Origin of the sequence: Gluconacetobacter brunescens (assembly GCF_048695475.1) — a bacterium.
GTDB lineage: Bacteria > Pseudomonadota > Alphaproteobacteria > Acetobacterales > Acetobacteraceae > Gluconacetobacter.
Genome location: NZ_JBLHEN010000001.1, coordinates 682,012 through 708,897 on the forward strand (window position 1 = coordinate 682,012; position 26,886 = coordinate 708,897).

At 66.1% G+C, this 26,886-nt stretch carries 31 protein-coding genes; 10 read left to right on the plus strand and 21 right to left on the minus strand.

Annotated elements, in window-relative coordinates:
* Window positions 1-21: 21 nt before the first annotated feature.
* Genes ACMAUO_RS02970 through ACMAUO_RS02980 form a run of 3 tightly spaced genes read right to left on the minus strand, consistent with a single transcriptional unit; the run spans window position 22 to window position 2,375 of the window.
* Window positions 22-579, minus strand: a complete 558-nt coding sequence (locus tag ACMAUO_RS02970) for a GNAT family N-acetyltransferase (protein ID WP_420355497.1) — start codon at window positions 577-579, stop codon at window positions 22-24.
* A gap of 30 nt (window positions 580-609) precedes the next feature.
* Window positions 610-1,350: an ATP-binding cassette domain-containing protein gene (locus tag ACMAUO_RS02975; RefSeq protein WP_420355498.1), complete on the minus strand. Its 741-nt coding sequence runs from the start codon at window positions 1,348-1,350 to the stop codon at window positions 610-612.
* Entirely contained in the window at window positions 1,335-2,375 is a 1,041-nt protein-coding gene (locus ACMAUO_RS02980) for a hypothetical protein (protein WP_420355499.1), read from the minus strand. Before ACMAUO_RS02980 ends, ACMAUO_RS02975 begins: the two co-directional genes overlap by 16 nt.
* 233 nt (window positions 2,376-2,608) lie before the next feature.
* Here ACMAUO_RS02980 and ACMAUO_RS02985 point away from each other — a divergent pair, with 233 nt between their 5' ends.
* Window positions 2,609-3,340: an SDR family oxidoreductase gene (locus tag ACMAUO_RS02985; RefSeq protein WP_420355500.1), complete on the plus strand. Its 732-nt coding sequence runs from the start codon at window positions 2,609-2,611 to the stop codon at window positions 3,338-3,340.
* Between the two features lie 68 nt (window positions 3,341-3,408).
* On the opposite strand, the gene mscL is transcribed toward ACMAUO_RS02985, so the two are convergent.
* Window positions 3,409-3,870, minus strand: coding sequence for a large conductance mechanosensitive channel protein MscL (gene mscL / locus ACMAUO_RS02990; protein WP_420355501.1), 462 nt, complete (start codon window positions 3,868-3,870; stop codon window positions 3,409-3,411).
* A 227-nt stretch (window positions 3,871-4,097) separates the two neighbouring features.
* Between mscL and rpmE the strand changes: the two genes are divergently transcribed.
* The 3 genes from rpmE to ACMAUO_RS03005 all read left to right on the plus strand — a co-directional run bounded on the left by rpmE (window position 4,098) and on the right by ACMAUO_RS03005 (window position 5,837).
* Complete coding sequence (gene rpmE, locus ACMAUO_RS02995) at window positions 4,098-4,328, plus strand: 50S ribosomal protein L31 (RefSeq protein WP_114726912.1); 231 nt, start codon at window positions 4,098-4,100, stop codon at window positions 4,326-4,328.
* 194 nt (window positions 4,329-4,522) lie between these two features.
* A complete protein-coding gene (locus ACMAUO_RS03000; RefSeq protein WP_420355502.1) occupies window positions 4,523-5,020 on the plus strand; it encodes an Hsp20 family protein in 498 nt (165 codons plus the stop codon).
* A gap of 238 nt (window positions 5,021-5,258) precedes the next feature.
* Window positions 5,259-5,837, plus strand: a complete 579-nt coding sequence (locus tag ACMAUO_RS03005; RefSeq protein ID WP_420355503.1) for a DUF1013 domain-containing protein — start codon at window positions 5,259-5,261, stop codon at window positions 5,835-5,837.
* A gap of 53 nt (window positions 5,838-5,890) precedes the next feature.
* On the opposite strand, the gene ACMAUO_RS03010 is transcribed toward ACMAUO_RS03005, so the two are convergent.
* Complete coding sequence (locus ACMAUO_RS03010) at window positions 5,891-6,061, minus strand: YdcH family protein (RefSeq protein WP_420355504.1); 171 nt, start codon at window positions 6,059-6,061, stop codon at window positions 5,891-5,893.
* A 174-nt stretch (window positions 6,062-6,235) separates the two neighbouring features.
* Between ACMAUO_RS03010 and ACMAUO_RS03015 the strand changes: the two genes are divergently transcribed.
* The 3 genes from ACMAUO_RS03015 to ACMAUO_RS03025 are packed head-to-tail and all read left to right on the plus strand — an operon-like array spanning window position 6,236 to window position 8,193.
* Window positions 6,236-6,436: a DUF465 domain-containing protein gene (locus ACMAUO_RS03015; protein WP_420355505.1), complete on the plus strand. Its 201-nt coding sequence runs from the start codon at window positions 6,236-6,238 to the stop codon at window positions 6,434-6,436.
* Window positions 6,437-6,493: 57 nt separating this feature from the next.
* Window positions 6,494-7,021: a 5-(carboxyamino)imidazole ribonucleotide mutase gene (gene purE / locus ACMAUO_RS03020; RefSeq protein WP_420355506.1), complete on the plus strand. Its 528-nt coding sequence runs from the start codon at window positions 6,494-6,496 to the stop codon at window positions 7,019-7,021.
* The gene (locus ACMAUO_RS03025) at window positions 7,018-8,193 is read left to right on the plus strand and encodes a 5-(carboxyamino)imidazole ribonucleotide synthase (RefSeq protein WP_420355507.1); all 1,176 of its coding nucleotides are present in this window, start codon (window positions 7,018-7,020) and stop codon (window positions 8,191-8,193) included. Before purE ends, ACMAUO_RS03025 begins: the two co-directional genes overlap by 4 nt.
* A gap of 14 nt (window positions 8,194-8,207) precedes the next feature.
* Here ACMAUO_RS03025 and ACMAUO_RS03030 read toward each other — a convergent pair whose 3' ends face one another.
* Window positions 8,208-9,155 carry a helix-turn-helix domain-containing protein gene (locus ACMAUO_RS03030; protein ID WP_420355508.1) on the minus strand — a complete coding sequence of 316 codons (948 nt, stop codon included), beginning with the start codon at window positions 9,153-9,155 and terminating at the stop codon, window positions 8,208-8,210.
* Window positions 9,156-9,352: 197 nt separating this feature from the next.
* Between ACMAUO_RS03030 and ACMAUO_RS03035 the strand changes: the two genes are divergently transcribed.
* The 3 genes from ACMAUO_RS03035 to ACMAUO_RS03045 are packed head-to-tail and all read left to right on the plus strand — an operon-like array spanning window position 9,353 to window position 12,513.
* Window positions 9,353-10,318 (plus strand): thiamine pyrophosphate-dependent dehydrogenase E1 component subunit alpha, encoded by a 966-nt coding sequence (locus ACMAUO_RS03035; protein WP_420355509.1) that lies wholly within the window; start codon window positions 9,353-9,355, stop codon window positions 10,316-10,318.
* Window positions 10,319-10,360: 42 nt separating this feature from the next.
* Entirely contained in the window at window positions 10,361-11,389 is a 1,029-nt protein-coding gene (locus ACMAUO_RS03040; protein WP_420355510.1) for an alpha-ketoacid dehydrogenase subunit beta, read from the plus strand.
* A gap of 2 nt (window positions 11,390-11,391) precedes the next feature.
* Window positions 11,392-12,513, plus strand: a complete 1,122-nt coding sequence (locus ACMAUO_RS03045) for an acetoin dehydrogenase dihydrolipoyllysine-residue acetyltransferase subunit (protein WP_420355511.1) — start codon at window positions 11,392-11,394, stop codon at window positions 12,511-12,513.
* 56 nt (window positions 12,514-12,569) lie between these two features.
* Here the strand turns inward: ACMAUO_RS03045 and ACMAUO_RS03050 are convergent, their stop codons facing one another.
* The 15 genes from ACMAUO_RS03050 to ACMAUO_RS03120 all read right to left on the minus strand — a co-directional run bounded on the left by ACMAUO_RS03050 (window position 12,570) and on the right by ACMAUO_RS03120 (window position 26,831).
* Window positions 12,570-12,983: a TadE/TadG family type IV pilus assembly protein gene (locus ACMAUO_RS03050; protein WP_420355512.1), complete on the minus strand. Its 414-nt coding sequence runs from the start codon at window positions 12,981-12,983 to the stop codon at window positions 12,570-12,572.
* The gene (locus tag ACMAUO_RS03055) at window positions 12,980-13,462 is read right to left on the minus strand and encodes a TadE/TadG family type IV pilus assembly protein (protein ID WP_420355513.1); all 483 of its coding nucleotides are present in this window, start codon (window positions 13,460-13,462) and stop codon (window positions 12,980-12,982) included. Before ACMAUO_RS03055 ends, ACMAUO_RS03050 begins: the two co-directional genes overlap by 4 nt.
* Window positions 13,459-14,712: a pilus assembly protein TadG-related protein gene (locus tag ACMAUO_RS03060; RefSeq protein WP_420355514.1), complete on the minus strand. Its 1,254-nt coding sequence runs from the start codon at window positions 14,710-14,712 to the stop codon at window positions 13,459-13,461. The genes ACMAUO_RS03055 and ACMAUO_RS03060 overlap by 4 nt, the downstream gene beginning before the upstream one ends.
* A 2-nt stretch (window positions 14,713-14,714) precedes the next feature.
* Entirely contained in the window at window positions 14,715-15,470 is a 756-nt protein-coding gene (locus ACMAUO_RS03065; protein WP_420355515.1) for a tetratricopeptide repeat protein, read from the minus strand.
* A 34-nt stretch (window positions 15,471-15,504) separates the two neighbouring features.
* Window positions 15,505-16,455: a type II secretion system F family protein gene (locus ACMAUO_RS03070; RefSeq protein ID WP_420355516.1), complete on the minus strand. Its 951-nt coding sequence runs from the start codon at window positions 16,453-16,455 to the stop codon at window positions 15,505-15,507.
* Entirely contained in the window at window positions 16,452-17,420 is a 969-nt protein-coding gene (locus tag ACMAUO_RS03075) for a type II secretion system F family protein (protein WP_420355517.1), read from the minus strand. Before ACMAUO_RS03075 ends, ACMAUO_RS03070 begins: the two co-directional genes overlap by 4 nt.
* Complete coding sequence (locus ACMAUO_RS03080) at window positions 17,414-18,781, minus strand: TadA family conjugal transfer-associated ATPase (protein WP_420355518.1); 1,368 nt, start codon at window positions 18,779-18,781, stop codon at window positions 17,414-17,416. Before ACMAUO_RS03080 ends, ACMAUO_RS03075 begins: the two co-directional genes overlap by 7 nt.
* 32 nt (window positions 18,782-18,813) lie before the next feature.
* Complete coding sequence (locus ACMAUO_RS03085) at window positions 18,814-20,037, minus strand: CpaE/TadZ family protein (protein ID WP_420355519.1); 1,224 nt, start codon at window positions 20,035-20,037, stop codon at window positions 18,814-18,816.
* 2 nt (window positions 20,038-20,039) lie between these two features.
* Entirely contained in the window at window positions 20,040-20,378 is a 339-nt protein-coding gene (locus ACMAUO_RS03090; RefSeq protein ID WP_420355520.1) for a CpaD family pilus assembly lipoprotein, read from the minus strand.
* Between the two features lie 11 nt (window positions 20,379-20,389).
* Window positions 20,390-21,742, minus strand: coding sequence for a type II and III secretion system protein family protein (locus tag ACMAUO_RS03095; RefSeq protein WP_420355521.1), 1,353 nt, complete (start codon window positions 21,740-21,742; stop codon window positions 20,390-20,392).
* Between the two features lie 32 nt (window positions 21,743-21,774).
* On the minus strand, window positions 21,775-22,596 hold the full coding sequence (gene cpaB, locus ACMAUO_RS03100) for a Flp pilus assembly protein CpaB (RefSeq protein ID WP_420355522.1): 822 nt from the start codon (window positions 22,594-22,596) through the stop codon (window positions 21,775-21,777).
* A gap of 12 nt (window positions 22,597-22,608) precedes the next feature.
* Window positions 22,609-23,133: an A24 family peptidase gene (locus ACMAUO_RS03105; protein ID WP_420355523.1), complete on the minus strand. Its 525-nt coding sequence runs from the start codon at window positions 23,131-23,133 to the stop codon at window positions 22,609-22,611.
* Between the two features lie 37 nt (window positions 23,134-23,170).
* The gene (locus ACMAUO_RS03110) at window positions 23,171-23,395 is read right to left on the minus strand and encodes a Flp family type IVb pilin (RefSeq protein WP_420355524.1); all 225 of its coding nucleotides are present in this window, start codon (window positions 23,393-23,395) and stop codon (window positions 23,171-23,173) included.
* A gap of 249 nt (window positions 23,396-23,644) precedes the next feature.
* Window positions 23,645-24,811, minus strand: coding sequence for a glycosyltransferase family 4 protein (locus ACMAUO_RS03115; protein WP_420355525.1), 1,167 nt, complete (start codon window positions 24,809-24,811; stop codon window positions 23,645-23,647).
* Window positions 24,812-25,055: 244 nt separating this feature from the next.
* The gene (locus tag ACMAUO_RS03120) at window positions 25,056-26,831 is read right to left on the minus strand and encodes a heparinase II/III family protein (RefSeq protein WP_420355526.1); all 1,776 of its coding nucleotides are present in this window, start codon (window positions 26,829-26,831) and stop codon (window positions 25,056-25,058) included.
* Window positions 26,832-26,886 lie beyond the last annotated feature (55 nt).

Below are 26,886 nucleotides of genomic sequence, written 5' to 3' on the forward strand. Positions count from 1 at the left end.
CTAGAGCAGAATCGACCCCGCTCAAAACACCTCGTGACGTTCGATCCCCCGCCGTCCGGACGTCCGCTCATGATCGGCGCGGCTCATGACGAACAACGCCTCCCCGCCCGCCTCCTGGCCAGACCGACGCATCCCGATCTTGCGGGCCACATTCATCGAGCCGTCGTTCCCCGGCTCGATGCCGGCAACGATCCGCCCCAATCCCAGCGTGCCGAACGCATGCGCCACAATCGGCAGGGCGGCCTCCGTCGCATAGCCCCGCCCCCACGCCCGGCGGACGAACCGCCAGCCGATCTCGATATCGGGGCCGTTTCCATCATAGGGGATCAGCAACACCCATCCGAGAAAGCGATGCGGCTCATACCGGTCGCACACCGACCAATATCCCAGCCCCACACCGAAATCGGCCGTAATCCTCTCCCGCACGAAAGCCGCGTGGCGTTCAGGATCATTCCAGGGACCAGCCACGAACCGCGTAACCTCCGGATCACGATCCATCACCAGACAAGCGTGCAGATCCGCCATCACGCGGGGCCTGACGACAAGTCTCCTGGTATGAAAGGTCGGAAGATCGCTCACGGTGCCCTCGCCGCCTGGACGACGCCGTTCCTATTCGGCGGCGCCCGTCCTCAGGATATCGATCATCTCCTTCTCGAAGAGAGAGGGCGAGGCCGCGGCATCCCGCAACATGCCACGACTGAGATCGATCCTCTTCTTTCCATGCGAAAGGATAAGCCCGCCATCGCATGCCACGACCAGGGCATTCAGGTCATGCAGGGCCGTGATCAGCGTCAGACCGTCATCGACCATCTGGCGCAATGCCAGGCGCAGATCGAAAATCGCCACCGGATCAAGCCAATTGAACGGCTCATCCAGAATGACCAGCTTTTGCCCACCCGCAAAGGCGGCGGCGAGGGCAAGCCGTTGCTTCATCCCGGCGGAGCAATTGCCAATCCATTGATCCAGCAGCTTGTCCAACCCCAGTGCCTGGCGCAGCGGGCCCAGATTCCGATGCACGCGGTCGAGATTCCCCCCGACGAATGCGAGCATTTCACAGCCACGCAAACTGTCGGGCAATCGATCGGCCGGTGGCGCGAAGCCGAACTGCTCGGCCCGCCCGGCCCGATCCGCGATCATGTCCCGTCCGTCGATCAGGCAGGCCCCGCCCGAAAACGGCAACCGGCCAGCCAGGGCCTTGAGCAGGCTGGTCTTGCCCGATCCATTCGCCCCGACCAGCCCGAACCACGACCCGCGCGGAATATCCAGATCGATCGCGTGAACGACCGTCCTGCCCTGATGCGCGACCTGAGCGCCTCGAAGAGACACCACCGGCGTCATGCGACGATCCATGTCCGCGCCGCCGCGCGGCGGCCAAGCTGCCAGAGGAAGACAACCAGGAAGAGAGGCAGCAAGACCGGCAACATGCTTGCGATCACGGCAATCATGGCAAATGTCAGCATGATGACAAGTGAAGCCGCCTGCTTTCCGTAAAGCAGGGCAACCAGAATGTTGAGCGACACGAGAAACAGGCTGCCTCCTGAAACGGCAAGCAATACGCCGCCCCCAGCCGGCCCGATGGCAAGAAACGCAACCAGCGTGGCCGGAACACCGAACGCGGCCAGTCCCCGCACATGATGGCGGATGACATGCCACGGCGCATGCCCGGCGCCCGCCATGAACCGCACCACATCATGATCAATGCCGGTCAGCCCCAGCGCGATGACACTGGCCCCGATCCCCGCAAGCCACAGGCGCGCAGCCGGATCCGGCAGTCGCGCAACGAGCAGGAGAACCGGCACCATCACGACGGCCGCCCCCACACCGGCTAGCCAGCGCCGGGGCCAGGCGAGAATACGCCGCATGACAGGCGCCGTTCCCACCGGCGCCAGCGACCGCACGACATGGACCGTCACCTGCCCGAGCAATACACCCACGACATATCCGGGAAGAGTGGCCGGCAGCAGCGCGGGCCGCAGGGCCAGCGTCATGAAGGCGGCAATGCCCAATCCGACCAGATGCCACGCCATCCTGTATTGTCGGCGTTCCCGGCGCCGCAACGCCGCCGCCGCCAGCAGACCGTCGGTTTCATGAAAAGCCAGCCGCTCGTCCAGAAACCGCTCGATCGCGCACCCCAGCAGACACGCCACGAATCCGCCCGCCGCCGCCATCATCGGCCACGGCTGGCTCCGTCCCCAGAGATGCAGGCACGACAGAAACCCCGCGAGCGTGAAGAGGGCCAGCATCCTGTCACGCCACAGGGCAAAGCAGGCCCTGAACGCATTCGTCATGCTTCTGCGCTCGAGTGCGAACAACCCCGCTCCCAAACCGGACGAACGATCCGGCCGATGCGCCACGATCACTGTCTCTTCGATCAAGCCGGGTTTCATCGCCCTCATGAACCCATCCATATCGCCCCTAAATATCTCTGTCGAACAGCCGCAAGGTCAATGCGCATAGCACCTGTCAATGACCGGCAGGACATGACGTGACTGTGAAATTTCCCTGTAGTCCTTTGGCTTTTTACCCGAAAGTTTACCTGTCCCGCTCAAGCCCTATAGTCCATACCGACGAGCCGGCCCTTTAACCTCAGAAGCCAAGGATAAGATCCATGACCCAACGTGTCGCCCTCGTGACCGGCGGAAGCCGTGGAATCGGCGCCGCGATCGCCGCGAAACTGGCTGAAGACGGCTTCGACATTGCCGTGACCTATGCCAGCAACGCCGCCGCCGCCGCCCAGGTCGTGGCCAAGGTCGAGGCCCTCGGGCGCCGGGCCGTGGCCATCCAGGCCGACGGCGCCACCACCCACGGCAACATCGCCGCCATCACCCAGACCGTGGCGGCCCTGGGCCGGCTCGATACCCTGGTGTGCAATGCCGGGATCTACCCCTACGGCCCGATCGGCGAAATGAGCGTGGAGCAGATCGACCGCACGCTGCACCTGAACGTGCGCGCGGTGATGGTGGAAACCATGGAAGCCGTGAAGCATATGGGCTCCGGCGGCCGGCTGATCTATATCGGCTCGGCGTTCGGCGAGCGCGCGCCCTTCCCCGGCATCTCGCTCTATTCCGCCACCAAGGCGGCGCTGGGCGGCTTCGCACGCGGCGTGGCGCGCGACCTGGGCGAGCGGGGCATCACCGTCAACGTGGTGGAACCCGGCCCGATCGACACCGACCTGAACCCGGCGCATGGCGACGGCGCGGCCACCATCCGCGGCTTCACCGCCACCGACAGCTACGGCAAGGTCTCCGATATCGCTGATATGGTGTCGTTCCTGGCCAGCCCCCGCGCCGGCTACATCACCGGCACCTGCCTCGCCGTCGATGGCGGCCTGACGGCTTGATTGCCGGAATAACGACGTGGCGTGCCGACAGCGGATAAACCGCTGCCGGCATGCCACGTCATCCCGCCTCAGGGCGTGGTCTTCTTCGCGGCCAGCAGGTCGCGAATGTCTTCCAGCAGCACCTCGCTGCGCGGCGGCGGCGGGGGTTCGGCCGGCGCCTCGTGCTTCACGGTCAGCTTGTTCACGGCCTTGACCACCCAGAAGATGACGAAGCCGATGATGACGAACTGAATCAGCGCGTTCAGGAACAGCCCGACATTGATCGTCACCGCCCCCGCCTTCTGCGCTTCGGCCAGGGTCGCCAGATGCGGCCCGCGCAGCGTGAAGAAGACGTTGGTGAAGTCGATACCGCCGATCAGCAGCCCGATGAACGGGGTAAAGATATCCTTGACCAGACTGTTGACGATCGCGGTAAAGGCCGCGCCGATGATGACGCCGACCGCCAGGTCGACGACGTTGCCGCGCATGAGAAAGGCGCGGAATTCCAAAATCCATCCCGGAGTATGGATGGACGGGGCCTTGAGGGACATGAAGCCTCCTTGTGCATTGCCGATAGACAGTTGATAGCAATCCGGCTGATACCACACGAACAGGAAAACGCACCGTGCCGCATGTGCGCGGCAACTGTCTCCCCACCGCCACAAATCCATGGTCCCGACTGCCGGCAGATAGGCGTTGATCCCGCGCCGCGCCTCATCTATACGCCCATGCAAACGCCCCCGGTCGGCATCGGCGGGCCCAACATGAAGGTTTGACGATGAAATCCGGCATTCACCCCGACTATCACGAAATCAATGTCATCATGACCGATGGCACCGAATACAAGACCCGTTCCTGCTACGGGCAGCCCGGCGCGACGCTGCGCCTGGACATCGACCCCAAGTCGCATCCCGCGTGGACCGGCGTGCAGCGCATGCTCGACACCGGGGGCCAGGTGGCGAAGTTCAACAAGAAGTTCGGTGGTCTGGGCCGCCGCGCCAAGGCGTAAGAGCCGCGGGGGCAAGCTCCCCCGCCCGCCACATTGTCATGTTTGCGGAACCCTGCCCCTTGAACCGGGGGGCGGGGTTTCTCACATCAGGGATACGGAAACGCCATTCGGGTTTCCGCCAGTCAGGCACCGGCCCGCTCGTCGAGGGGCCAAAATCAGCCGGCTGAATTAACCTTGCTGTCGAGGAGGTTGACATGACCTATGATTTCGCACCCCTTTTCCGTACCGCCATCGGCTTCGACCGTCTGGCGCGCCTCGTGGACAATGCCGCCCAGAACCCGGCTGCCCCGTCCTATCCCCCCTACAATATCGAAAAGCTGGGCGAGGACAGTTACGTCCTGACCATGGCGGTCGCCGGTTTCGGTCCCGAGGATATCGAACTGACGGTTCAGGACAACACGCTGGTCGTGGCCGGCCGTCTGGCCAATGCCGCGCCGACGGGCGAAGTGCTGCATCGCGGCATCGCCACCCGGGCGTTCGAACGCCGCTTCGTCCTTGCCGACCATATCGTGGTCGACAATGCGGACCTGACGAACGGCCTGCTGCGCGTCGCCGTCCGGCATTTCGTGCCGGAGGCCCTGAAGCCGCGCCGCATCCCCGTCGGCACCGGCGCACCGGCCGTTTCGGTCCAGCCCTCACCTGCGGTGGCCAATGACGGTGCCGATGCGGCCCCGGCCGAACACGCGGCCTGATCGCCCGCACGGTTCGGACAACACAGACCGAAGATCAAGGGGGCCGGGCGCAAGCCCGGCCCTTTTTTCATGGTCCGGACAGCCCGCCCGCCCTTGACCCCTCCCCCCGAACGGCCCCATATCGGTAATCAAGTCATTGCGCGTCTGCAGGCACGCAGGGGTGGACCGGGTTCCGGGACGCTGACATGGACCGGGTGCCTGCGCGGCGCCACCCATTGCGCAGTTAGGACCCGTTATCATGAATGCACTGCCCCTGATGCCGAAGGCCACCGCTGTGTGGCTGATCGAAAAGACGGCGCTGACCTTCACCCAGATCGCGGAATTCTGCGGCATGCATCCGCTGGAGGTGCAGGCCATCGCCGATGGTGAAGTCGCGCAGGGCATCGTGGGCTACGATCCGGTCGCCAACCATCAGGTCCGCCAGGAAGACATCGCGCGATGCGAAGCCAACCCGGACCTGCGGCTGAAGGTGCTGACCACGCCCAACCCGATCCACCGCCGGGCAAAGGGCGCGCGCTACACCCCCGTCGCCAAGCGCAATGACCGTCCCGACGCGATCGCATTCATCCTGCGCAATTTTCCCCAGCTTTCCGAACCGCAGATCGTCAAGCTGCTCGGCACCACCAAGGACACGATCGCCAAGGTGCGCGACCGCCAGCATTGGAACAGCGCGAACATCAAGCCGCGCGACCCGGTGATCCTGGGCCTGTGCAGCCAGACCGACCTCAACGCGATGGTCCAGGCCGCGAACGATCGCCTGACCCGCGAAGGCCAGGCCGTCCCGGTGCCGCTGGAAATCAGCGAGGACGCCAACTGATCGGCATGGGCGGGCAGATCATGCCCGCCCGCCTTCGGTCTGGTCGCCCAGGCTCAGGCCGGTTGAGAAAGCCGCTCGATTTCTTCCTTGATCCGCAGCTTCTCCACCTTCAGCCGTCGCAGAACGCCATGATCCGGCGACGGTCGGTGGTCCTCATCGAAGATTCTGTCATCGAGGCGCGCATGACGCAGGCGCAGGCTACGGATTCTGGGTTCGTGGGACATGATGCCTCCAGCGAGTTGCGTTTCCGACACCAGACAGCCTAAGCCAGCCATGCTGGCGCGGTGCATGCTAAAATTGCAGAACTCGCCAGGGCGGCCATGCGCGCCATCGGGGATCTCGCCATCCCGGCAAGAGTCGGTAGAATGGGTGGCCGACCACATGCGAGACGGGGTACAATGCTGACTGACCGGGATACCGTGCTCCGCAAGCTGCACGAACTGCGCAGCGAACACCGCGACCTTGATACCGTCATCAGCCGCCTGGCGCCGCATCCGATGGATCAGCTCCAGCTCCAGCGGCTGAAGAAGCGCAAGCTGCTGCTGAAGGACGAAATCTCGTGGCTGGAAAGCCGCCTGATCCCCGACAGTATCGCCTGAGGCCATAACCCTCCCGCAAGCCTCTCCCATTCCTTCCACCCCCGAAAGCCGACCAGCGTGACCGATACGCCTCCCACCCCTTCTCCCCATTCCACTTCCCAGGCCGCGCCCCGGGTCGGAGTGATCATGGGCAGCCAGTCCGACTGGGAAACCATGCGGCATGGCGTCGCGGTGCTGGAAGCGCTGGACGTCGCGCACGAGGTGCGGATCGTCTCCGCGCACCGCACGCCCGACCGCCTGGCCGAATATGCCCGCACCGCCGCCGCACGCGGCCTTTCGGTCATCATCGCCGGCGCGGGCGGCGCCGCGCACCTGCCGGGCATGTGCGCGGCCTGGACCATCCTGCCGGTTCTGGGCGTGCCGGTGGAATCCCACGCCCTGAAGGGCATGGACAGCCTGCTGTCGATCGTCCAGATGCCCGGCGGCGTACCCGTCGGCACGCTGGCCATCGGCAAGGCGGGCGCGATCAACGCCGCCCTGATGGCCGCCTCGATCCTGGCCCTGAACGATACCGGCCTGTCCGGCCGGCTGTCGGCCTGGCGCCAGGCCCAGACGGACGCGGTCGCGGACATCCCGTCACGATGAGCACGCCGTCCTCTCCCGGCGCCCTGCCCCCTGGCGCGGTCCTGGGCATCGTCGGCGGCGGCCAGCTCGGCCGGATGTCCGCCGTCGCCGCCGCCCGGCTGGGCTACCGGGCCCATATCCTGACCGACGAGCCCGACGGCCCGGCGGCGCAGGTCGCCCACGCCGTCACCATCGGCGCCTATGACGACCCGGACGCCCTGCGCCGCTTCGCCATGGCCGTCGATGTCGTCACCTTCGAATTCGAGAATATCAGCGCCGACGGGCTGGAACTGCTGGCGGCCCTCCGCCCGGTGCGCCCGTCCGGCCATATCCTGCGCATCAGCCAGGATCGCGTCGCCGAAAAGCGCTTCCTGACCGAAGCCGGCATCCCCGTCGCGCCATGGCGGGACGTCCGCACGCCAGACGACCTGTCCGCCGCCCGTGCCGCGCTCGGCCTGCCCTTCATCCTCAAGACCACCCGCCTGGGCTATGACGGCAAGGGCCAGAGCCGCATCCATCGCGACGAAGACATGCAGCCCGCCTTCGACACCCTGGCCCCTCATCCGCTGGTCGCGGAAGGCATGGTGGATTTCGCCTGCGAGGTCAGCGTGATGGTCGCAAGAGGGCTGGACGGCGCGGCGGTCACCTTCGACGTAACGGAAAACCGCCACCGGAACGGCATCCTCGATCTCAGCCTCGCCCCCGCCCGCGTGCCCGAGACGGTCAGGGACGATGCGCGCAAGATCGCCCTGCGCATCGCCAATGCGCTGGATCTGGTCGGCCTGCTGGGCGTGGAGATGTTCGTCGATCGCGACGGGCAGGTCCTGGTCAACGAGATCGCGCCGCGCCCGCACAATTCCGGCCACTGGACCATGGATGCCTGCCCGGTCGACCAGTTCGCCATGCATGTCCGCGCCGTCGCCGGCCTGCCGCTGCCGCCGGCCGTCCGGCATTCCGACGCGGTGATGAAGAACCTCGTCGGCCCCAACGACATGGCACTCTGGCCGGCCATCGTGGCGACACCGGGCCTGCTGCCGCATCATTACGGCAAGGCCGAAGCCCGGCCCGGCCGCAAGATGGGTCACGTCAACGTGCTATTCCCTGCCGGCGCATTACCCGGCGAATTCGGCGTCGACGCCGCCCTGGGCCCGCTGGCGGAAGGATACGGCCAGCAGGACGAACCCACCGAGTAGGAACAGGACTTTCCCTACGATCCAGCTTCGATCGCGAGCGTCCTGATCTTCCGGTGCAGGGTGGACCGGCTGATCCCCAATTGCCGCGCCGCCGCGCTGACATTTCCCCGCGCCGAGGCCAGCGCCGCCTCGACCACAGCCTTCTCGGCGACGCGGAAGCCATCCCGCCCGGGCCCCCGTTCGTCCATCAGGCAGAATTCCAGCTCGTCGCCATCCTCCAGCCCCATTTCCCGGCGCGCTGCATGGGTGGCGCCGACCACCCGGCGATCGGCGTCCAGCGCCAGCAGCGGGGCCGACGTGCCGTCATCCGCCCCCATCGTCACGATCATGTGCCCGCGATAGAGGTCGCTGAAGCAGCGCGCCTCGATCCGCCGCGCGGCCTCGGTGATCGTGTTGCGGATCAGCGCAACATCGCGGGCATCCGGGTCGGGATGATACGAACTGGCATCCAGCGCCCCCGCCAGCCGCCCCAGAGCGTCATAGACCGGCACGGCGGTGCAGGTCAGATAGCGCAGGTTCATCCGCCAGTGCTGGTTCATATGCACCGTGACGGGCCGCTGCTCCGCCAGGCAGGTCCCGATGCCGTTGGTTCCTTCCTCGCGCTCGTTCCACCGCGCGCCGGGCCACAGATGCCAGCGCCGGCAACCCCGCTCGGTATCCCGCACAGTCCGGCGGGTCAGCACGGTGCCGGTCCGGTCGGCCAGCAGAACCGCATAATCCATATCGCGCACGATCACATGCAGCCGGTCCAGCTCGGCATCGGCAAACCGCAGCAGCGGCCCGGCCTCATCGCAGGACTGGCGCAATTCGAAGCACGACATCAGGTCCGTAAGTCCCGATTGTGCAGGGTCCAGGGCATAGTCGCCCTCGCAGCGTTGCCAGGACGCGGCAAGCTGCATCCGGGCAACAGCGGCGGCCGGAGCAGCGCCGGCCACCCAAGGTGATGGTATCTGCAACATCATCCGTCTCTTTCGAACGGTTATGGCCTGTCTTCATTTAACCCGTCCCGCCTGTCGCAGGAACGCGACAGAACGGACAGACAGCGTCACATATTCGTTATTCGAATAACAGTCTTTCTTGTCGTCGAAGTCAATCGGCGTTCCCCTGTGGCGACGGATATCGGGATTCGATGTCCCCGGAATAACAGGGAAGATTTCCAATGCAGATCGCACGGGAAACATTGCTTCGCTCCTATCGGGCCATGCGCACGATCCGCGATTTCGAGGAGCGCCTGCATGTCGAATTCGCCACGGGTGAGATCCCCGGCTTCGTCCATCTCTATTGCGGCGAGGAAGCGTCGGGTGTCGGCGTCTGCGCCAACCTGACGGACAACGACACCATCTCCAGCACGCATCGCGGCCACGGCCACTGCATCGCCAAGGGCGTCGAGGTCTCGGGCATGATGGCCGAGATTTACGGCAAGAGCACCGGCGTCTGCCGCGGCAAGGGCGGCTCGATGCATATCGCCGACCTGTCGCGCGGCATGCTGGGCGCCAACGGTATCGTCGGCGGCGGGCCGCCGCTGATGTGCGGCGCGGCGCTCTCGCACAAGACGCTGAAGGATGGCGGCGTCGCGGTCGCCTTCTACGGCGACGGCGCGTCGAACGAGGGCACCACGCTGGAAAGCCTGAACCTGGCCATGGTGTGGAAACTGCCGGTGGTCTTCGTGGTGGAAGATAACGGCTATGGCGAGGCCACGGGCTCGTCCTTCGCCGTCGCGGGCACGCAGAAGGACCGCGCGGCCGGATTCGGCATGCCGTATCTGGAATGCGACGGATCGGATTTCTTCGCGGTCTACCAGACGGCCGGCGAAGCCATCGCCCATGCCCGCGCCGGCAACGGGCCGATCATGCTGCATGTGCATCTGCAGCGCTGGTACGGCCATTTCGAAGGCGACGCCATGACCTATCGCGCCGCCGGCGAGGTCGCCGAGGCCAAGCGCGACCATGACTGCCTGGAGCTGTTCCGCAAGAAGGTGACCGAGGCCGGCCTGCTGGACCATTCGGACCTGGATGCGATCGACGAGGCCGTCCGCGACGAGATCGAAAGCTCGGTCATCGCCGCCAAGGCCGCCCCGCTGCCCGAGCCCGCCGACCTGCTGGCCGATGTCTATGTCCGGTACTGAGCGCCCAGCCTCATCCTCCCGCGAGCCAGAAAAGAGACAATCATGAGCAAGAAAAGCTTCCGGCAGGCCATCAACGAGGCCATGCGACTGGAAATGCGCCGCGATCCGCGCGTGATCATCATGGGCGAGGACGTAGCCGGCGGCCAGGGCGGCACTTCCGGCGTCGTCGACGCCTGGGGTGGCGTGCTGGGCGTCACCAAGGGCCTGTACACGGAATTCGGCCCCGAGCGCGTGCTCGACACCCCGATCACCGAGGCCTCCTATATCGGCGCCGCCGCCGGTGCCGCCGCCACGGGCCTGCGCCCGGTGGCCGAGCTGATGTTCGTCGATTTCGTCGGCAGCTGCCTCGACCAGATCATGAACCAGACCGCCAAGTTCCGCTACATGTTCGGCGGCAAGGCCCGCACCCCGCTGGTAATCCGCGCCATGTTCGGCGCCGGCTTCAACGCCGCCGCCCAGCACAGCCAGGCGCTCTATCCGCTGTTCACCCACATCCCGGGCCTGAAGGTCGTCATCCCGTCCTCGCCCTACGAAGCCAAGGGGCTGCTGATCGAAGCGATCCGCGACGACGATCCGGTGATCTTCCTCGAACACAAGGTCATGTATGACGACGAGGAAGATGTGCCCGACGAGGCCTACACCATCCCCTTCGGCGAGGCGAACCTGACCCGCGAGGGCGACGACGTCACCATCGTGGCTTTCGGCCGGATGGTGAAGCTGGCGAACGAAGCAGCCGACAAGCTGGAACGCCAGGGCATCAGCTGTACCGTCATCGACCCGCGCACCACCTCGCCGCTCGATCGCGACACCATCCTGGATTGCGTGGCCGATACCGGCCGGCTGGTGATCGTCGATGAATCCAGCCCGCGCTGCAACATGGCCGCCGATATCTCGGCCCTGGTGGCGGAAGAGGCGTTCGATGCCCTGAAGGCGCCAATCCGGCGGGTGATCCCGCCCCACACCCCCGTCCCCTTCGCCTCGGTGCTGGAGGCCCTCTACCTGCCCGACGCCGCGAAGATCGAGGCCGCCGTCAAGGCCGTCATGAACCACAAAGTCACCGAGGCAGCCTGATCATGAACGCTTCCATCACCCCCATCACCATGCCCAAATTCGGTCTGGCGATGACCGAGGGCAAGCTGGCCGGCTGGATGGTCCGCCCCGGCGCGACCGTCCGCGCCGGCGACGACCTGGCCGATATCGAAACCAGCAAGATCACCAACGCCTATGAAAGCCCGGCAGCCGGCGTGCTGCGCCGCCAGGTGGCGCAGGAAGGCGAAATGCTGCCGGTCGGCGCGCTGATCGGCGTGCTGGCCGACGCCGACACCTCCGACGCTGACATCGACGCCTTCATCGCACATTTCAACGCCGAGTTTTCCGCCGGCGCGGCCGAGGACGCCGAGGACACCCCGCCCGAGCCGAGCGTGATCGACGTCAAGGGGCGCTCGCTGCGCGTTCTGGACATCGGGCATGGCGATGGCGACCCGATCGTGCTGATCCACGGTTTCGGCGGCGATATCGGCAACTGGCTGTTCAACCATGCCGCCCTGGCGTCCGACCGGCGTGTCATCGCCTTCGACCTCCCCGGCCATGGCGGCTCGGGCAAGGATGTCGGCCCCGGATCGCTGGAATTCTTCTCCTCGGTGGTCGTGGACCTGCTGGACACGCTAGGCATCGAACGCGCCCATCTGGTCGCCCATTCGCTGGGCGGCGGGGTAGCTCTGGCCACGGTCAAAAACGCCCCATCGCGCGTGGCTTCGCTGGCCCTGCTCGCGCCGGCCGGCCTCGGGCCGGACATCAACATGGCCTTCATCGACGGCTTCATCACCGCCGACCGCCAGAAGACCCTGATCCCGGTCCTGTCCTACCTGGTCCATGACAAGGGGCTGATCGGCCGCAAGATGGCGGACGACGTTCTGCGCTACAAGCGTCTGGACGGCGCGGTGGACGCCTTGCGCCAGGTAGCGGCGGCAAACTTCACCGATGGCCGCCAGACCGACAATCTACGCCCGGTGCTGGAGAGCGTGCCCCCCACCCTGGTCATCTGGGGCAAGGACGACGAAATCCTGCCATCGCGCCACGCGGCGGACCTGCCGGACGCGATCACGGTCGAAATCCTGCCCGACACCGGCCACATGCCGCAGATGGAACGGTCGGAAGAGGTCAACAGCAAGATCAGGACCTTCCTGCCGCGCTGACCCTCAGGCAGATGGGCGTCCCTTCCGCCGCTCCGGCGGGAGGGCGTTCCCGTCCCTCACGATACCCGCAGATAGCAGGCCGAGACCGAGAGTGACGACGCGAAAAACGGAAACTGCAGACCCGACCATAAATCCGACCGAATCCGGACGATAACGAACCGCCCGCCCGACACGGCCATGCCATGGCAGGATGTGGCGCTGTCATCGACCGACAGTGCCGATACCGCCCCCGGCAACGCCCAACCGGCAGCCTCGGTTGTCGCAAACCCCAGCGGATCGTCGCTGCACGCGCCCACGGCAACGCAACGGGCCGTCAGGTCCGCCGTCATTTGCAGGCAGTCGCGCGTCCACCATTGCAGCCCCATTTCGATCGCGCCCACCAGCATCATCAGAAAAATGCCGGCCACGATGGCAAATTCGATCACGGCCGCCGCGCGCCCGTCGCGTGCCAGATCACGCCCGCGACTCATTGCAGCCTGACCGTGGCCATGTCGGTCAGGGTCGCCGGGGCCACCATCGCGTAAAACGGCATGAACGGCGTATAGCGATAAGATGCCGCTATGCTCATGTAGGTTCCAGGCAAAGTCCCGTCCGGGCAGGTACCATCCGCCGGCACCGCGATCAGGTTACTGACCGTTCCCGGCTGAATGCAGTTCGTCGTGGCCGAACCGACCGTGACAATCATGCCCGACAGTCCACCGGCGGCCAGCACCGCGCTCCTCACGTCGCCGGGCAAGAGCGAGTCATGCGTGCCGGAGGCATTCTGCTCCACGGCAAAGGCATAGTTCGCCCCGCTCTCCACCGCCGAGATCAGCGCCATCCGATCCCAGAATGCCAGCGGAAAATCCGCCAGCCCGGCCAGGACCATCAGCAGGAACGGCGTCACCAGCGCGAATTCCAGTGCGGCCACCCCGGCCCGGCCGAGGCCATCCTGGCGGGCGCCCATCATTCCACCAGGCTCGCAACACCCGGCAGGTCATAAATCGGCCTCATGCCCGCCGCCCGGCAGTCGCCATCGGCAAAGCTGGCGCCGCCCTTGAACATCACGGATGCGGCAACGGCATAGAGGCAATCGGCCGCCGCGCCATTGTCGCCGTCGATGATCATACTGGCATGCGGCGCGTAGATCGCGCCGGTCAGAGTGGTAGCCGTCCCACCAGTGAACTGGAACAGGCTGCCGGCCGAGGCAAACAGCAATCCGGCCGCAGCCCCCGTGGCCGGTGCCGCGAGATGGAGCGAGGCATTGCCGTCGATGGCGACATTACCGCTGGCGATGATCGTCACCCCCGTCCCGGTCAGCGTCGTGCCCGCGTTCACGCTGAAATCCCCGCTGATGTAATAAATCCCCGGCATCAGCGTATAGGCCCCGCCGCCCGGTTGCCACGCATAGGCCGTTCCCACGGGCGGTGGCGAGAGCGTCGTCTGCCCCTTCGGCAGGCTCACGGCATGCAACGACATGCCCAGCAGGCCTCCGTAGAGATCCGCATAGGGATCAGCCATCTGCGCCGCATACTGCACGCAGGTAAGCGCCGAACACACATCATTGCCATCCGGCCCGATGGTCCCGCCGGCAACCAGGTTGGCAACATCGATCGCAGCCTCCGCACCGAGCGCCAGGGCACCGTTGGTGCGCAGGTCGCACCCCGGCATGCTCAGGCGGGCGCCATCCTCAAGAACCGTCTCACCCACGCCCGAAAGGGCGAGAACGCAGGCGGCGGCGCCATGGGTGCGCACTGTCAGCCGCGCCACGGCGCGGGCCGAAACCGGCTGGGTGCCGGAGGTCAGGAACAAGGCACTGAACAGGCGCGGCGCCGCCTTCACGATCGTCACCGTGAGCGTAGCGGGCGCGGCGAAGGTGATCGTGGTCTTGTAAGCCCCGGCCGTGTCGGTCCGGGTCACGATTCCGTCCCCACCCTGCGTGCCAGCCGGCAGGCCATTCAGCTCGGCAACAGCCGCGGCCGTATTCAGCGCATCGGAGACCTGCCCGCTGGCCCCGTAGCGCGCAACCCCCGCCACGGCCGCGAGATCCGCGACACGCTGCAATTCCAGGCGCGTCATCGCCCAGTAGCTGACATCGATCCCAAGACCCAGCACCCCCATCAGTACCGGCAAGGCTAAGGCAACAAGCAACGCGACCGCACCGCGCCGGTCGGTCTCTCTCCGCGATCGCCACCAGCCCCTGCCCGTCGCGCCCGACATGGCTACGGCACGGCAATCCGGGGCGCCCCCGCCCCATCGCGCGCCTCAATATAGGCCGACAGGGCCTGGCCAACCTGCTGCGGCGACAGATCGGCGGAGAGAATGCGCGCGGCCTCGCCACGTTGGCCGCCCATCGCCAGCACCGCCGCCAGATCGTGACGCAATTTGGCGTTCGCGCCAGCATCTTCCGCAAACGGACGCACCATGCGCTCGGCCGCGCCGGCGTCACCCCCCATCGCCAGCGACAGGGCCAGATTGACCTGCGCGCCGATCATCTGCGGATTGACCGCCAATGCCCGACGATAGGCCATCTGCGCATCGTCATGGCGGCGCAGCAGATCCCGGGCGACACCAAGATCATTCCATGCGGCGGCATTGCCCGGCTCCCGCCCCACCACCGACAGGAATTGCCGCTCGGCCTCCGCCGCATCGGTCGCCAGCAGGCACCGTCCCAGCCCCATATGGGCGCCAGCCAGATCCGGGCGACGACGCAAGGCAGCCCGATAACTCCATTCCGCCTGTTCCAGCCGCCCAAGCGCCGTCAATGCATCGCCCTGGATCAGAGCGGCCCCCGCATCCATCGGATCATCGGCCAGACGGGCCGTGGCGGCACGCAGCGCGATCTGCGGCGCCCCACCGCGCAGCGCCGCGCGCGCGACGTCCAGGCGCCCGCCCTCGGCACGATCCCTGCCCCCGCTGCCAGCGCAGGCGGACAGGCTCCCCGCCATCAGCACGACGAACACCCGTTTCGTAATCATGGCCGATTTCACAAATGATATCCCGTCCACTGCATCAGGGGTTATGGTGATGAAGAATATGCATGACCTGAATACCGGCTGGCCCCCCGGCGATCAGGAACACGCAGGGCATGATGAACAGCAATGTCGGCAGCGTCAGCAGAACGGCCAGCCGCGCGGCCCCGGCCTCATAGCGCGTCAGTGTCTCCTGCCGCAGTTCGGCCGCCAGTCCACGCAACGCATCGGTAATCGGCGTTCCATATTGCTGCGTCTGCAACAGCGTCGCCGTCAGCCGCCTCAGCCCATCGACACCGGTGCGCGCGCCGAGATTGACCAGCACCTGCCTGGTATCGGCAATCACGCTCAATTCGCTGGCCGTCTGGGCGAACTCACCAGCGATCGCGGGACAGGCGTCCTGCAGTTCGACGCCGACCTGGACGATCGCCGGCCCCAGCCCGATGCCCGCCTGGGTACAGATCACCATCACATCCAGCGCATCCGGCAGGCCGCGTTCGACCTGTCGCAGATAGCGGTTGCGCCGCGCCCGCACGATCCAGTCCGGCAGCAACAGCCCACCGATCGCGGCGGCGGCGATCAGGGCTCGATACGGCAATGGCGACAGGTCGCTCCCCAGCCGGGAGAGGAGAACGATCGCCGATAGAGGCAGCAGCGTTGCCAGCAGGATCTTGACCCCGATAAACAGGCCGACCGCACCGGCACCGCGCACGCCGGTCGCAGCCAGGGAGGCACGCAGTTCGTCCAGCGTGCCGGTGGATAAAAGCCCCCGCCTGACGATCCAGTGGCCCAGGGCGGCAATCAGACGGAGCGACGAGGTACCCATCCCCCTGACCGCGACCCCATCTGCCGCGCGCCCCAAGGGCTGTCCCCGCAATTCGCGCAATCGTCGCCGGATGCGCTGCCGCCGTATGGCTGCCCCCACCAACATCGTCACCGCCAGCAGCGTCGCAATCGTCGCTATCCCGAGCGCGGGCACCAGCCCGGTCATGCCAGGGTCCGGCGGATGATCGCGCGCATCATCAGAATGCCCATCGTCAGGGACCCGACGGCCAGCGCCAGAATCGCGTGCCCCGCCGGGTCGGTGAACAGCAGGCGGATATAAGCCCGGTTCGTCAGCCACAGCAGCACGCCCAGCACCACGGGCAATACGGCCAGCACGGCGGCGCTGGCCCGTGCCTCCGACGCCAGGGCATAGCCGCGCGCCTTCAGGGCCAGCCGCTTGCGGATCACATCGGCCAGCCCCTCCAGCGTGGCGCGCGGCGAACCGCCAGTCTGCGCCTGGAGCGCCAGCGCGGTGGCGAAAAACCGATATTCCGGCAGGCCCGACCGGGCCGCCATGTCGCGAAGCCCATCTTCCAGCGGAACACCGATGGAAACCTGCTCCAGCATACGGGAAAATTCCGGCCCAGTCGGTTCCGGCACTTCCCGAGCCACGCCCCGCATCGCCTCCAGCACCGGAATACCGACACTGACCGACCGCACGATGGTCGACAACACGTCGGGAAACTGCCGAAGCTGCCGCTCTTGCCGCCTTTCCGTCATCCAGCCGAAACCGGCCCGGCAAAGACAGAGTCCGGCTGCAACCGTAAGCGGAATCGCATAAACGCCGACAAGATCTTTCATCATGAACATCAGGACAGCCACCGCGACAAAAGCCCCGATCGGCACGATCCACCACGGCAGGGGGTAAAGCTCCGCCCGCGCCACGTCGACGCCCAACAGCCCGATCGCACGCTCGGCCAGCGGGCGCCGGACCCGACGCATCGGCTTGAATGCCGACAGTTCGACCACCGGTTCCGGACGATAAGGCCGCACCACCCCCGCCATCCGCGCATCCCGGCGACGGCTGCGTTCATGCGCCCGCAGGGCCAGCAGTCCGCTCGCGGCCACGGCCGCCAGCCACAGGCCAAACAGACCCAGCAGCATCGTCGGTGAGATCGCGCCGTTCAGCATTCGCCGGCAGCCTGTTCAAGGGCCGCATGCCATTCGCGCTCCAGGCCGAAACAGGCCAGCCGCCGCATGAACGAAGGCGGCATGCGGCTGACCGTATAACGCCCGATCAGGCGTCCATCAGGCCCCTCACCCAGAATCTCGGAGCGGAAGATATCGTTCAGGGTAATGACATCGCCATCCATGCCGCAGATCTCGGTCACCTGGACGATACGCCGCCCGCCGTCACGCTGGCGTTCCACCTGGATGATCAGGTCGATGGCGCCCACGATCTGGGTCCGGATCGCGTGCGAGGGCAGACCCATATTGCCCATCTGCACCATGTTCTCGATGCGTGTCAGCGCATCGCGGGTGGTATTGGCATGTATCGTCGACATGCTGCCGTCATGGCCGGTATTCATCGCCTGGAGCATGTCGAAGGCTTCCTGCCCCCGACATTCCCCGATGATGATGCGGTCGGGGCGCATGCGCAGCGCGTTGCGCATCAGTTCGCGCTGCGCGATCTCTCCACCGCCCTCCAGGTTCGCCGGCCGGGTTTCCAGGCGCACCACATGCGGCTTCTGCAACTGCAACTCCGCCGCGTCCTCGATGGTGATCACCCGTTCGCCGGAATCGATCAGCCGCGACAGGGCGTTCAGCAATGTCGTCTTGCCTGCCCCCGTGCCGCCGGAGACGATGATGTTCAGCCGTGCCCGGGCGGCAATCCGCAACACGCGCGCAACCGGCGCGGTCAGTGACCCGAAAGCGACCAGCCGCTCCAAATCGATGATCTGGCGCCCGAATTTCCGGATCGTCAGATAAGGGCCATCGAGAGCCAGCGGCGGAAAGACGATATTGACGCGCGAACCGTCCTGTAGCCGCGCGTCGGCCATCGGGCTGGCTTCGTCGATCCGCCGCCCGACGGCGGAGGCAATCCGCTGGCAGATCGCCACCAGATGGGCCGTATCGCGAAACCGCACCGCCGAGGCGACAAGCCTGCCTCTGCTCTCGACGAAGACCTTGTCAGGCCCATTCACCATGATCTCGCTGATCATCTCGTCATCCAGCAACGGTTCCAGGGGCCCCAGCCCAAGCATGTCAAAGACGAGTTCCTCAGCCAGGATCCTCTGCTCACGACTGTTCAACTGGATGCGCCGCTCGGTGGCGATCTCGGAAATCAGCCGCTCCATATCCGCGCGCAGCCGCTCCGGCGCCATGGCGGCGACAGCCGCGGGGTCCAGCCGATCCAGACAGATCGCACGCAGATCAGCAAGAATCTCAAACGGCAGGCCGGCACCGGCGGGTTCGGACCTGGCCACGGGGTGTTGGGACTGCCCTGCCGGCGCCACCTTGTCGGGCGCGGACAGCGGGGCCCCCTTGATCATGCGACGGCCGAAGGCCGGAGGATGAAACCCCGTCATCGCCGACCAAGCGACAGCCAGCGTCGCCCGCTCCCGGCTGTCGGCAACACCGACAATCCTGACCCGACATCCAGCATGCCCACCGCATCGACCTGCCGCGCCAGTTCGAGCATCGCATTACGAAACACGCCGCGCGTGCCGGCCGCCGCCTCCCCCAATGTTTCGGCATTCCCGACCTGGCGCGGCAGATCGGGAATGATCAGGTCGACATGACTTTTCAGGGCATCCTCCACCTGCCGACGGTTCAGCGTCCCGGGCCGGCCCATACGGTTCAGGACCAGAACCGGCCGCTGTTTCTGCAAAGGGCCGGGTGGAACCTCCAGCAGGCGCAGCGTCTCGCGCACCGATGCCAGGGTCGGCTCCAGAACCAGAATGCGCTGATGCACGTCCATCAGCAGATCGCGGCTGAACCCGTTCGGCACGAACGGCACATCCGCCACGATGAAATTATATCGATGCCGCAATACGCCCAGCAAGGCGCGCGTCGCGGCCGGCGCGCAGTTCAGTTCGGTCATGAAATCGAGCCGATCCGCCAGCACATGCAGCCGTTCGGTCGCCCGAACGACCGCGCGTTCGACCAGCAGCACGTCGATCCGCTCCGGCATCTCCAGCGCCTGGCACAACCCGGCCCCCGCCGCCACGTCGAGCAACAGGGCCGCCATGCCCCGATACAGGTCGGCATCCAGCAGCACCGTATGGCGCTGCATCGCCACACCGAACAGCCAGGCCAGATTGGCCGCGATGGTGGAAGCCCCCACCCCTCCCCGCACGCCGGTCACCGTTACGCACCGGCCACCATTGTCGCGCTCGGGGATCTGCCCCACCAGCACCGGGCCGAATTCGCGCGCGATCTTTTCCCGCGTCAGTGGACGCGGCAGATATTCCAGCACGCCGAGCCCGCGCGTGACCTCGCGATAGAAATCCGCACTGTCGAGGGCACCGACCAGCAGCACCGATACATCCGGCTCGACCACATTGGCCAGTTCGCGCAGGGCGCTGATCGGCTGCTTCTCATCCCCGATATCGACGATCAGTATCTTCGGTGTCGCCTGCCGACGCAAAGCAGCCGTGGCCGTCCGGACGGAACCACGGCGAAGATCGATGGTAAAGCCGACGAATGGCCCCAGCCCGTCACGAATGAGCGCCTCGGTCGCGGCGTCACCGATAAACCCCATCAGGAACGGTCTGTCGTGCCGGCTCGCCGTGTCCATCCCCGTCATCGTTAATATCCGTAGGCGGATACGGGCGAACCACCATTGACACCGGCCGCCAGTCCCGACCCCGATCCCATGGCGCCGCCGAAAATCCCGCTGGTGGATGGCAGTCGCTTCGGCTTGTCCTCCCGCACACGCTCGATCGCCAGCACCGGCGCCTGCGCATCCGTCTCCTGTCCGGACTGTCCACGCGCCAGATCATGCGGATCGGCCACCATCGCCGCCAGATTGGCCTGGTTGGCCCCCGCGGGATGCCAGGCATAAGGCTTGCGATAAGGCTCCAGCGAGGAGCAGCCCACCAGAAGGCCCAGAAGACAACACAGCACGCCCGACCGGACATGGCGCATGCCCACCGCCGTCATTCGACAAAGAACCCGGCACTGCCCGGCACGGCAACGGGCCGGGCGGGCTGGCTCGGCATCGCCTGCCGCAGCAGCAGCAGGCGGTCCAGTTCGCCCGGCACCCCCGCCATGTCGGTCGGCACCGTCATACGGGCGCGATCGGCCACCGGCCGGACGAGATAAGGCGTGACCAGAATGACCAGTTCGGTCTCCTGCCGATTGAAATTACCCGACCGGAACAGCGCCCCCAGCACCGGGATATCACCGGCCCCGGGAATGGCCTTGGTCGAATCCGTCAGCGAATCCTCCAGCAGACCGGCAATGGCGAAGGTCTCGCCGCTGCCCAGTTCCACCGTCGTCTCCGCCCGTCTGACCGTCAGGGCGGGAATGACCGAGGTAGAACCCGAGGTCGTGACCGAGACGCTGTTCTGGTTGCTCAACTGGCTCACCTCCGGCACCACATGCAGATTGATCCGGCCATTACTGAAGACCGTCGGCAGAAAGGTCAGGCTGACGCCATAGCTCTTGAAGGCAACCGAGATCGCCCCGGCCTGCTGCGCCAGCGGAATGGGATATTGGCCACCCACCTGGAAACTGGCGCTCTGCCCGCTCATGACCGTCAGGTTCGGCTCGGCGAGCAACCGCACCAGATTGTCCTGGGCCAGCGCATCGACCACGCCATTGACGTTGCTGCCCAGGCAGAACGGATTGCGGGTCGCGACACAGGCGGCCGTGCTGGCATTCATGTTCAGCGTCAGCGCCGGAAAGCTGCCGAACTTTCCCATATTGCCGACCGCCTGCCAGTCGATGCCCAGCTGGCGGACCACGTTCCGGTCCATCTCGGCAATCCGCACGACAAGCGTGACCTGCGTGGCCGAGCGGATAGCGATCCGATTGGTCACCCCCTGGTTACCGGCCAGGAACCCCTTTGCGATCTCCTCGGCCTTCGCCGCATCCTCGGGGGATTCGACCGAGCCGGTCAGCACCAGATTGCGCAGATCGGCCTGGATCCGGACCTGGCTACCCGGCATCTGGCGCGCGATCTCGGCCTCGGCCTGCGACGCTCCGTAGCGCGACGGCGTCACATCGACGGTAAAGTGCGCGATCGTCCGGCCCGCGGCATCGCTCGCCATCACCGTCGTCCGACCGGCCGCCACACCATAGAGAACCATGCTCGTGCCGCTGGCCGGCCGAACCTGCACGACCCTGGGATCGACGACGAAGATCCGGGCGGCGGGTTCGGGCAGATATTCCATATGCCCGCTGCCGGCCTCCAGGCTGAGGGCCCGTTCCCCATCGGCCTGTTCCCCCGCGCCGGATTCCTGCGCATGGACATTCACCACCGGCAGGGCCCATAGGGTGATCGCCATAACAAGCCGCGCCGCTCTCCCGCTACCCGCCATCAGAACCGCACCTCCTTCCCGTCCGCTCCCCCCTCGTAAAGCAGAACCGAACGGGCGGCCGAAGCCGCTACCGCGTCATCGCGCATTGTCCGCGAAACATCGCCGGCCCAGGCGGCGCGCGGCACCGGCTCGGGTTCGGTTCCGGGTGTTGCCGAACGCACCGCCAGCGACAGCCGCCCCATGCGGGTCACCACCGAAACCTGTTCGGCCTGGATCGCGGTCACTTCCAGTGTCACCGTCCGCGCCTGGGGTTCCCGGCCGGCATCGCTGCCCTGCACCAGGCGACGGTCAATGGCGATCACCCGCACGTTCGACAGCACGATCTCGGCCACCACGCGCCGTTCGGCCTGCGGCTCGGTCGGAAAGGTCTGGGTCAGGATCAGGTCGACATGATCACCGGGCCAGATCAGCCCGGCAGTGCCCGTAATCGCATCGACACCGACCGTCACGGCCCGCATCCCCCCATGCAGCGCAGCCGCGAGAAACCCTCGGTCGCCCGGACGCAGCAGGTCGCCCGACCGCAGGATCATGCGCCCGCCAACGGCATGAAGCAGCATGGCCCCCGTCAGCGCCTCACGCGCTTCGGCCGAATCGACCGTCATATCGGAGCTTTCCCGCCCCTGGGGGATGTCGATCGCGGTTACATCCTCCGGCTTCAGCAAATGCCCTCCATCCAGTGACCGGGACGCAACCAGGACCCTGACCATGACAGCTTGCCGCACCTCCGGTCTCACGGCCGGCCGATGGGCCGCGATCCATGCCACGGTCCCAAATCCTCCCAACCCGATTGCCATAAGAACGAAGAAAACAAAGCGAAACATCACATGCCCCGGTTACAGGAAAACGATGAGGCTTCCTCCCGCTATGGCGCATACATATGGCAGGGGGCATCCGCGATGCAGCCGCCAGCGCTCGATCCGCAAGATACGCCGGACCCCGTTTCGAGGAGCGGCCCTGCCAGGGCACAGCGGCAGGGCCGCCCGGCCCAGCAGATAGCCCAGGGCCAGCACACCGCCGGCCAAGGCGATATCCAGAACCAGCACCGGCACCTGGCCGGGCCGGAGCGCAAGGCCAACAGCCCCCAGCAATTTGGCGTCTCCGCCGCCCATCCACCCGCGCGACCAGCAGGCCACCCCCAATACAAAGAGGCACAGGCCGGACAGGATCCCACACCACGGATAATCGCCCAGGCAGGCGAGCAGAAAATCCAGCATGGCGACACAGAGAACCAGACGGTCCGAGACCCGGCGGGTCGCGATATCATAAAGGGCAGCCCAGACCAGAAGCACCGTCACACCGCCCAGACAGGCTGCCCCCAGCGGCCACCCGGCCATTCCGGCAACGGTGCTGACCCTCACGAACAATATCGATCACACCAGTGGATTTCGGACATGACTAATCGATGCCGACTTTACCGGTATCGGACTGATTTCCACCTGATGAATCGCTGGTCGGAAGTTCGCTGGCCACACTGTTGAACGTGTTGCCCAGATTTTTACCCAATGTCGTCAGCGCGGTAATGGCCACGATAGCGACCAGTGCCGCGATCAGCCCATATTCCAGCATGGTCACGCCCCGACGATCGCGCTTCAGCGCAACAACTTCCCGCAGGAACCGCATGACACTCGCCCCTCTCTGAATATTCTTGAGAGCCCACAAATCCGCCGGACATACTCCATACCGATTGCATTCAGGATACCAGAACCCGAACGAGGCAGCTTTTCACTCGAATTTTTAAGTCAATATTAGTACGTTAGACACCGAAACCATGACTGTCCATACGGCGCTCGCGGAAAACCACATGATAATCTCGCGCTGTCCGCGCCACCTGTCGAGGCGACCCTTAGCAGATCGCCGCCAGCCCGCATTTCAGGTCAGGCTCTGAGGGCCCGGCATCGTGTCTTTCCCCTCTCCCTCATCCTCCGTCTCGCCCAGCAGCGCCGCGACGGCGTTAGCGGTAACAGCCGCTTCATCATATCGGTTCTGCGCGCGTATCCGCCCGGCTTCACCCATCCGGTATCGAAGATCGGTATCCCGTACCAGGCGCAGCAGCGACCGGGCCAGCGGTGCAACTTCTCCGGGCGGCACCAGCAGTCCGGTGCGGCCGTTTACCACCTGCTCGCGCGGGCCACTGATATCGGTCGCGACGACGGGCAGGCCGCACAGCATCGCTTCGATCACCGACATCGGCAGCCCCTCGAAGTGGCTGGGCAGCACAAAGATATCCGCCGCCGCCAGCAGGGCCGGAATATCCCTGCGATAGCCCAGCCGGCGCAGCCGCACACCGAGTTCGCGCTCCGCGCGTGCAAAATTCTCGTCCAGCGACGGTCCGTGATCCGAGGCCAGGCGTTCCCCCACCACCCAGAGTTCCGCTCCGGACACCTGTTCCATGGCCTCCAGCAGTTCCGGATAGCCCTTGTGACGCACCAGCCGCGAAACGGCGATGATCACAACCGCATTCGCCGACACACCCAGTTCGGCGCGAATCCGCTGCCGCGCTTCGGGATCGGGATGAAAGCTGGCCGGGTCGCGGCCATTGCCCAGCGCGAGCGGCTCCGGATGGATACGCAGGCGCTGCGCATCCTCGGCCTCCTGCGTGGAAACCGTGAAATACCGGTCGGTAATCCGGCCGGCCATCCATTCCAGCGCCAGCGACAGGCCCCGCCGGGGCATTGATCCCGGCTGATTGAACAGAAAGCCATGGCACGTATAGGCCACGCACCGAACGCCGCTGAGCTTCGCCGCCAGCCGTGCCAGCAGGCCACTGATCGGCATGTGCGCATGCACGATGTCCGGCTGCTCCCGCTGGATCAGGGTCATCAGCGCCGTCAATGCCTGGATCTGCGCCAGTGGCGAAAAGGACCGCGCCATCGGAACCGTCTCGACACGGAACCCCTCGTCACGCACCTCGGCAAGCAAAGGCCCGTCAGCACAGACGCCGACAACCTCATGCCCTTCGGCCCGCAAACCCCGCATCAGAGGAAGAAGAAAATGCCGAAGGGAAAAATCGACGTTGGTCACTTCAAGAATTTTCATCGTCGTTCACACGCTATCCGTGCCGACCATCCGCATGCAAGGCATCCCGTCCCTTCGTCTCCATGCCACAACCCGCGCAGAGCCTGTCCGGACATGCACCGACGACACGCCACCAGCGCGTATTTCCACACAGGCTCTCATAGCACCATGCCACGTCATCGCGAAAATTCATGGGCACGATCAGGGCGCGCCGACCGGGCAAAACACGTCGACCCGTTCGTCACAACGGCCGGATAGAGATCATCTAACCGTCCACCCGCATCAGTCCCCAGCGAACGATCTGGCGCGTCCGCTCCTCGCTTCCCGGACGCGCGGCGCGGGCATGAGCCTCCGGGATGGCCGCCTTGGACCCGGCGGCCTCATGATCGCCGCCCTGGTCCGCCGCCGCCGCCTCTTCGACGGGCTGCGACTCCGCCGCCTCCTCCGATGGAGGCTCCACGTCCTCGACTGCCGCTTCAGCCGTTACGTCATCGCCCGGCCGTACATGAATGACGATCTGGCGCGTCCGTTCGGGCTTCCCCGCCCCGCAATAGACGCTCTCCTCCACCGCCAGCGTCCCGCTGTCGGCACGGAATTTCCAGATCCGCCCGTTAATATCCAAAATGACGATCTGCCCTTCGGCATCCCATTCCGCCCCGACGGCGGGATGAAGATGAAAACGCAGGTCGAAGGACTGCGCCCGTTCGCCCTCGACGATTTCCTCGCCCCGCAGATCCTCGCCCCCGTCTCCCAGATAGAGCCGGCGACGCCAGGAGGCACCGAAGGGCGCGTGATAGCCATCATGCGACAGATCCAGCCAGTGTGCGCCGTCCTGGCCCATCTGTTCCGCCGTCACATGCGGCGGGCGCCGCTGGATACCGCCATCGGGCCCGATGTCGGAGGACGACCGGCCTTCCAGCACCAGCAGCGAATGCGCGGCGCTTTCACGCAGCGCGCGCCGCCATTCCGGCGTCTGCCCGGCGCCGCAATTGACGATCACACGCTGCCGCGCCACCGAAAACTCGAAGGACAAAGTCCCCGCATGGGCCAGGCTGTCGAAACCAGCCGGCGGAGGCGCCGCCGCGTCGACCAGCAGCAGCGAACGCCCGACCTGCAGGCGGATAAAGCCCCCATCGGGCATGGCGGTCGCCACCACCCGCGACCGGGTCGATTGCGCCAGGACCATCTCGATCATCGCGACATTGCCGACATGGCTGCCGTTGAACAGCGCCAGCCCCCCATCCCCATGCCGCAGGGCCCGCAGCACCGGGCTCATCCGGTCGAGCGCCAGCGCCAGCGAATCAGGCAGCGGCAACTGGGCCGCCTGAATCATCGCCCGCATCTCGGCCAGCTCACGCTGGGCGAGGAACTGGATTTCGGGGCTGCGCTGGATATGGCAGCCATCCTGCATGATCTGCCGCGCCAGTTCGGCATCGAGATAGCGCATGAAGCGGGAGAGGAAGCCGCTATGCTCCGGCATCGCGATCGCCGCCGCCAGCAGGCCCTTGAAGGCGATCAGCGCCCGCCAGTCATGCGTCTCGGGCGGCAGCAGGGCCGCGATCGTCCGTCCCTCTGCCAGCAGGCGCTGCATCAGGCGATGGCGGAATCCGTCGTCGGCCGACGCGGCGAAAAAATCGTAATGCCCCAGCCACGAGGCCAGCCGGGCGCCCGTCACGGCGCAGTCACGCACCATCGGGTCGGTCGGCGGATGGGCCAGCCAGTCATTGACCAGCGCGCGGGCCTGAAGCCGCGCCGAATCGGTGCCAACGGCGCGCAGGTCCCGCAGCCAGGTGAACCCATGCAGATAGGCCCGGAACGAATCGGGATAGGACGGATCTTCCCACCGGCCGGGGCCGATCCGCCGGGTCACCCCGCCATGGGTCAGGCTGCCAAGCGCCAGTTGCGCCCCGGATGTCGGGTCGCCGGGCCACAGGTCGCGCACGGCGTGGACCGGCGCTGCCGGAACACGCCCCAGCCCCGCCAGCGACGGCAGGCGGGCCAGCGAAAGACGCGCGTCCTGGCTCCAACGTCGCAGGACCATCAGGTCCCTCTCATTTCACGAGACAGATCCGTCCACCCCATGCATGACAGCCTGC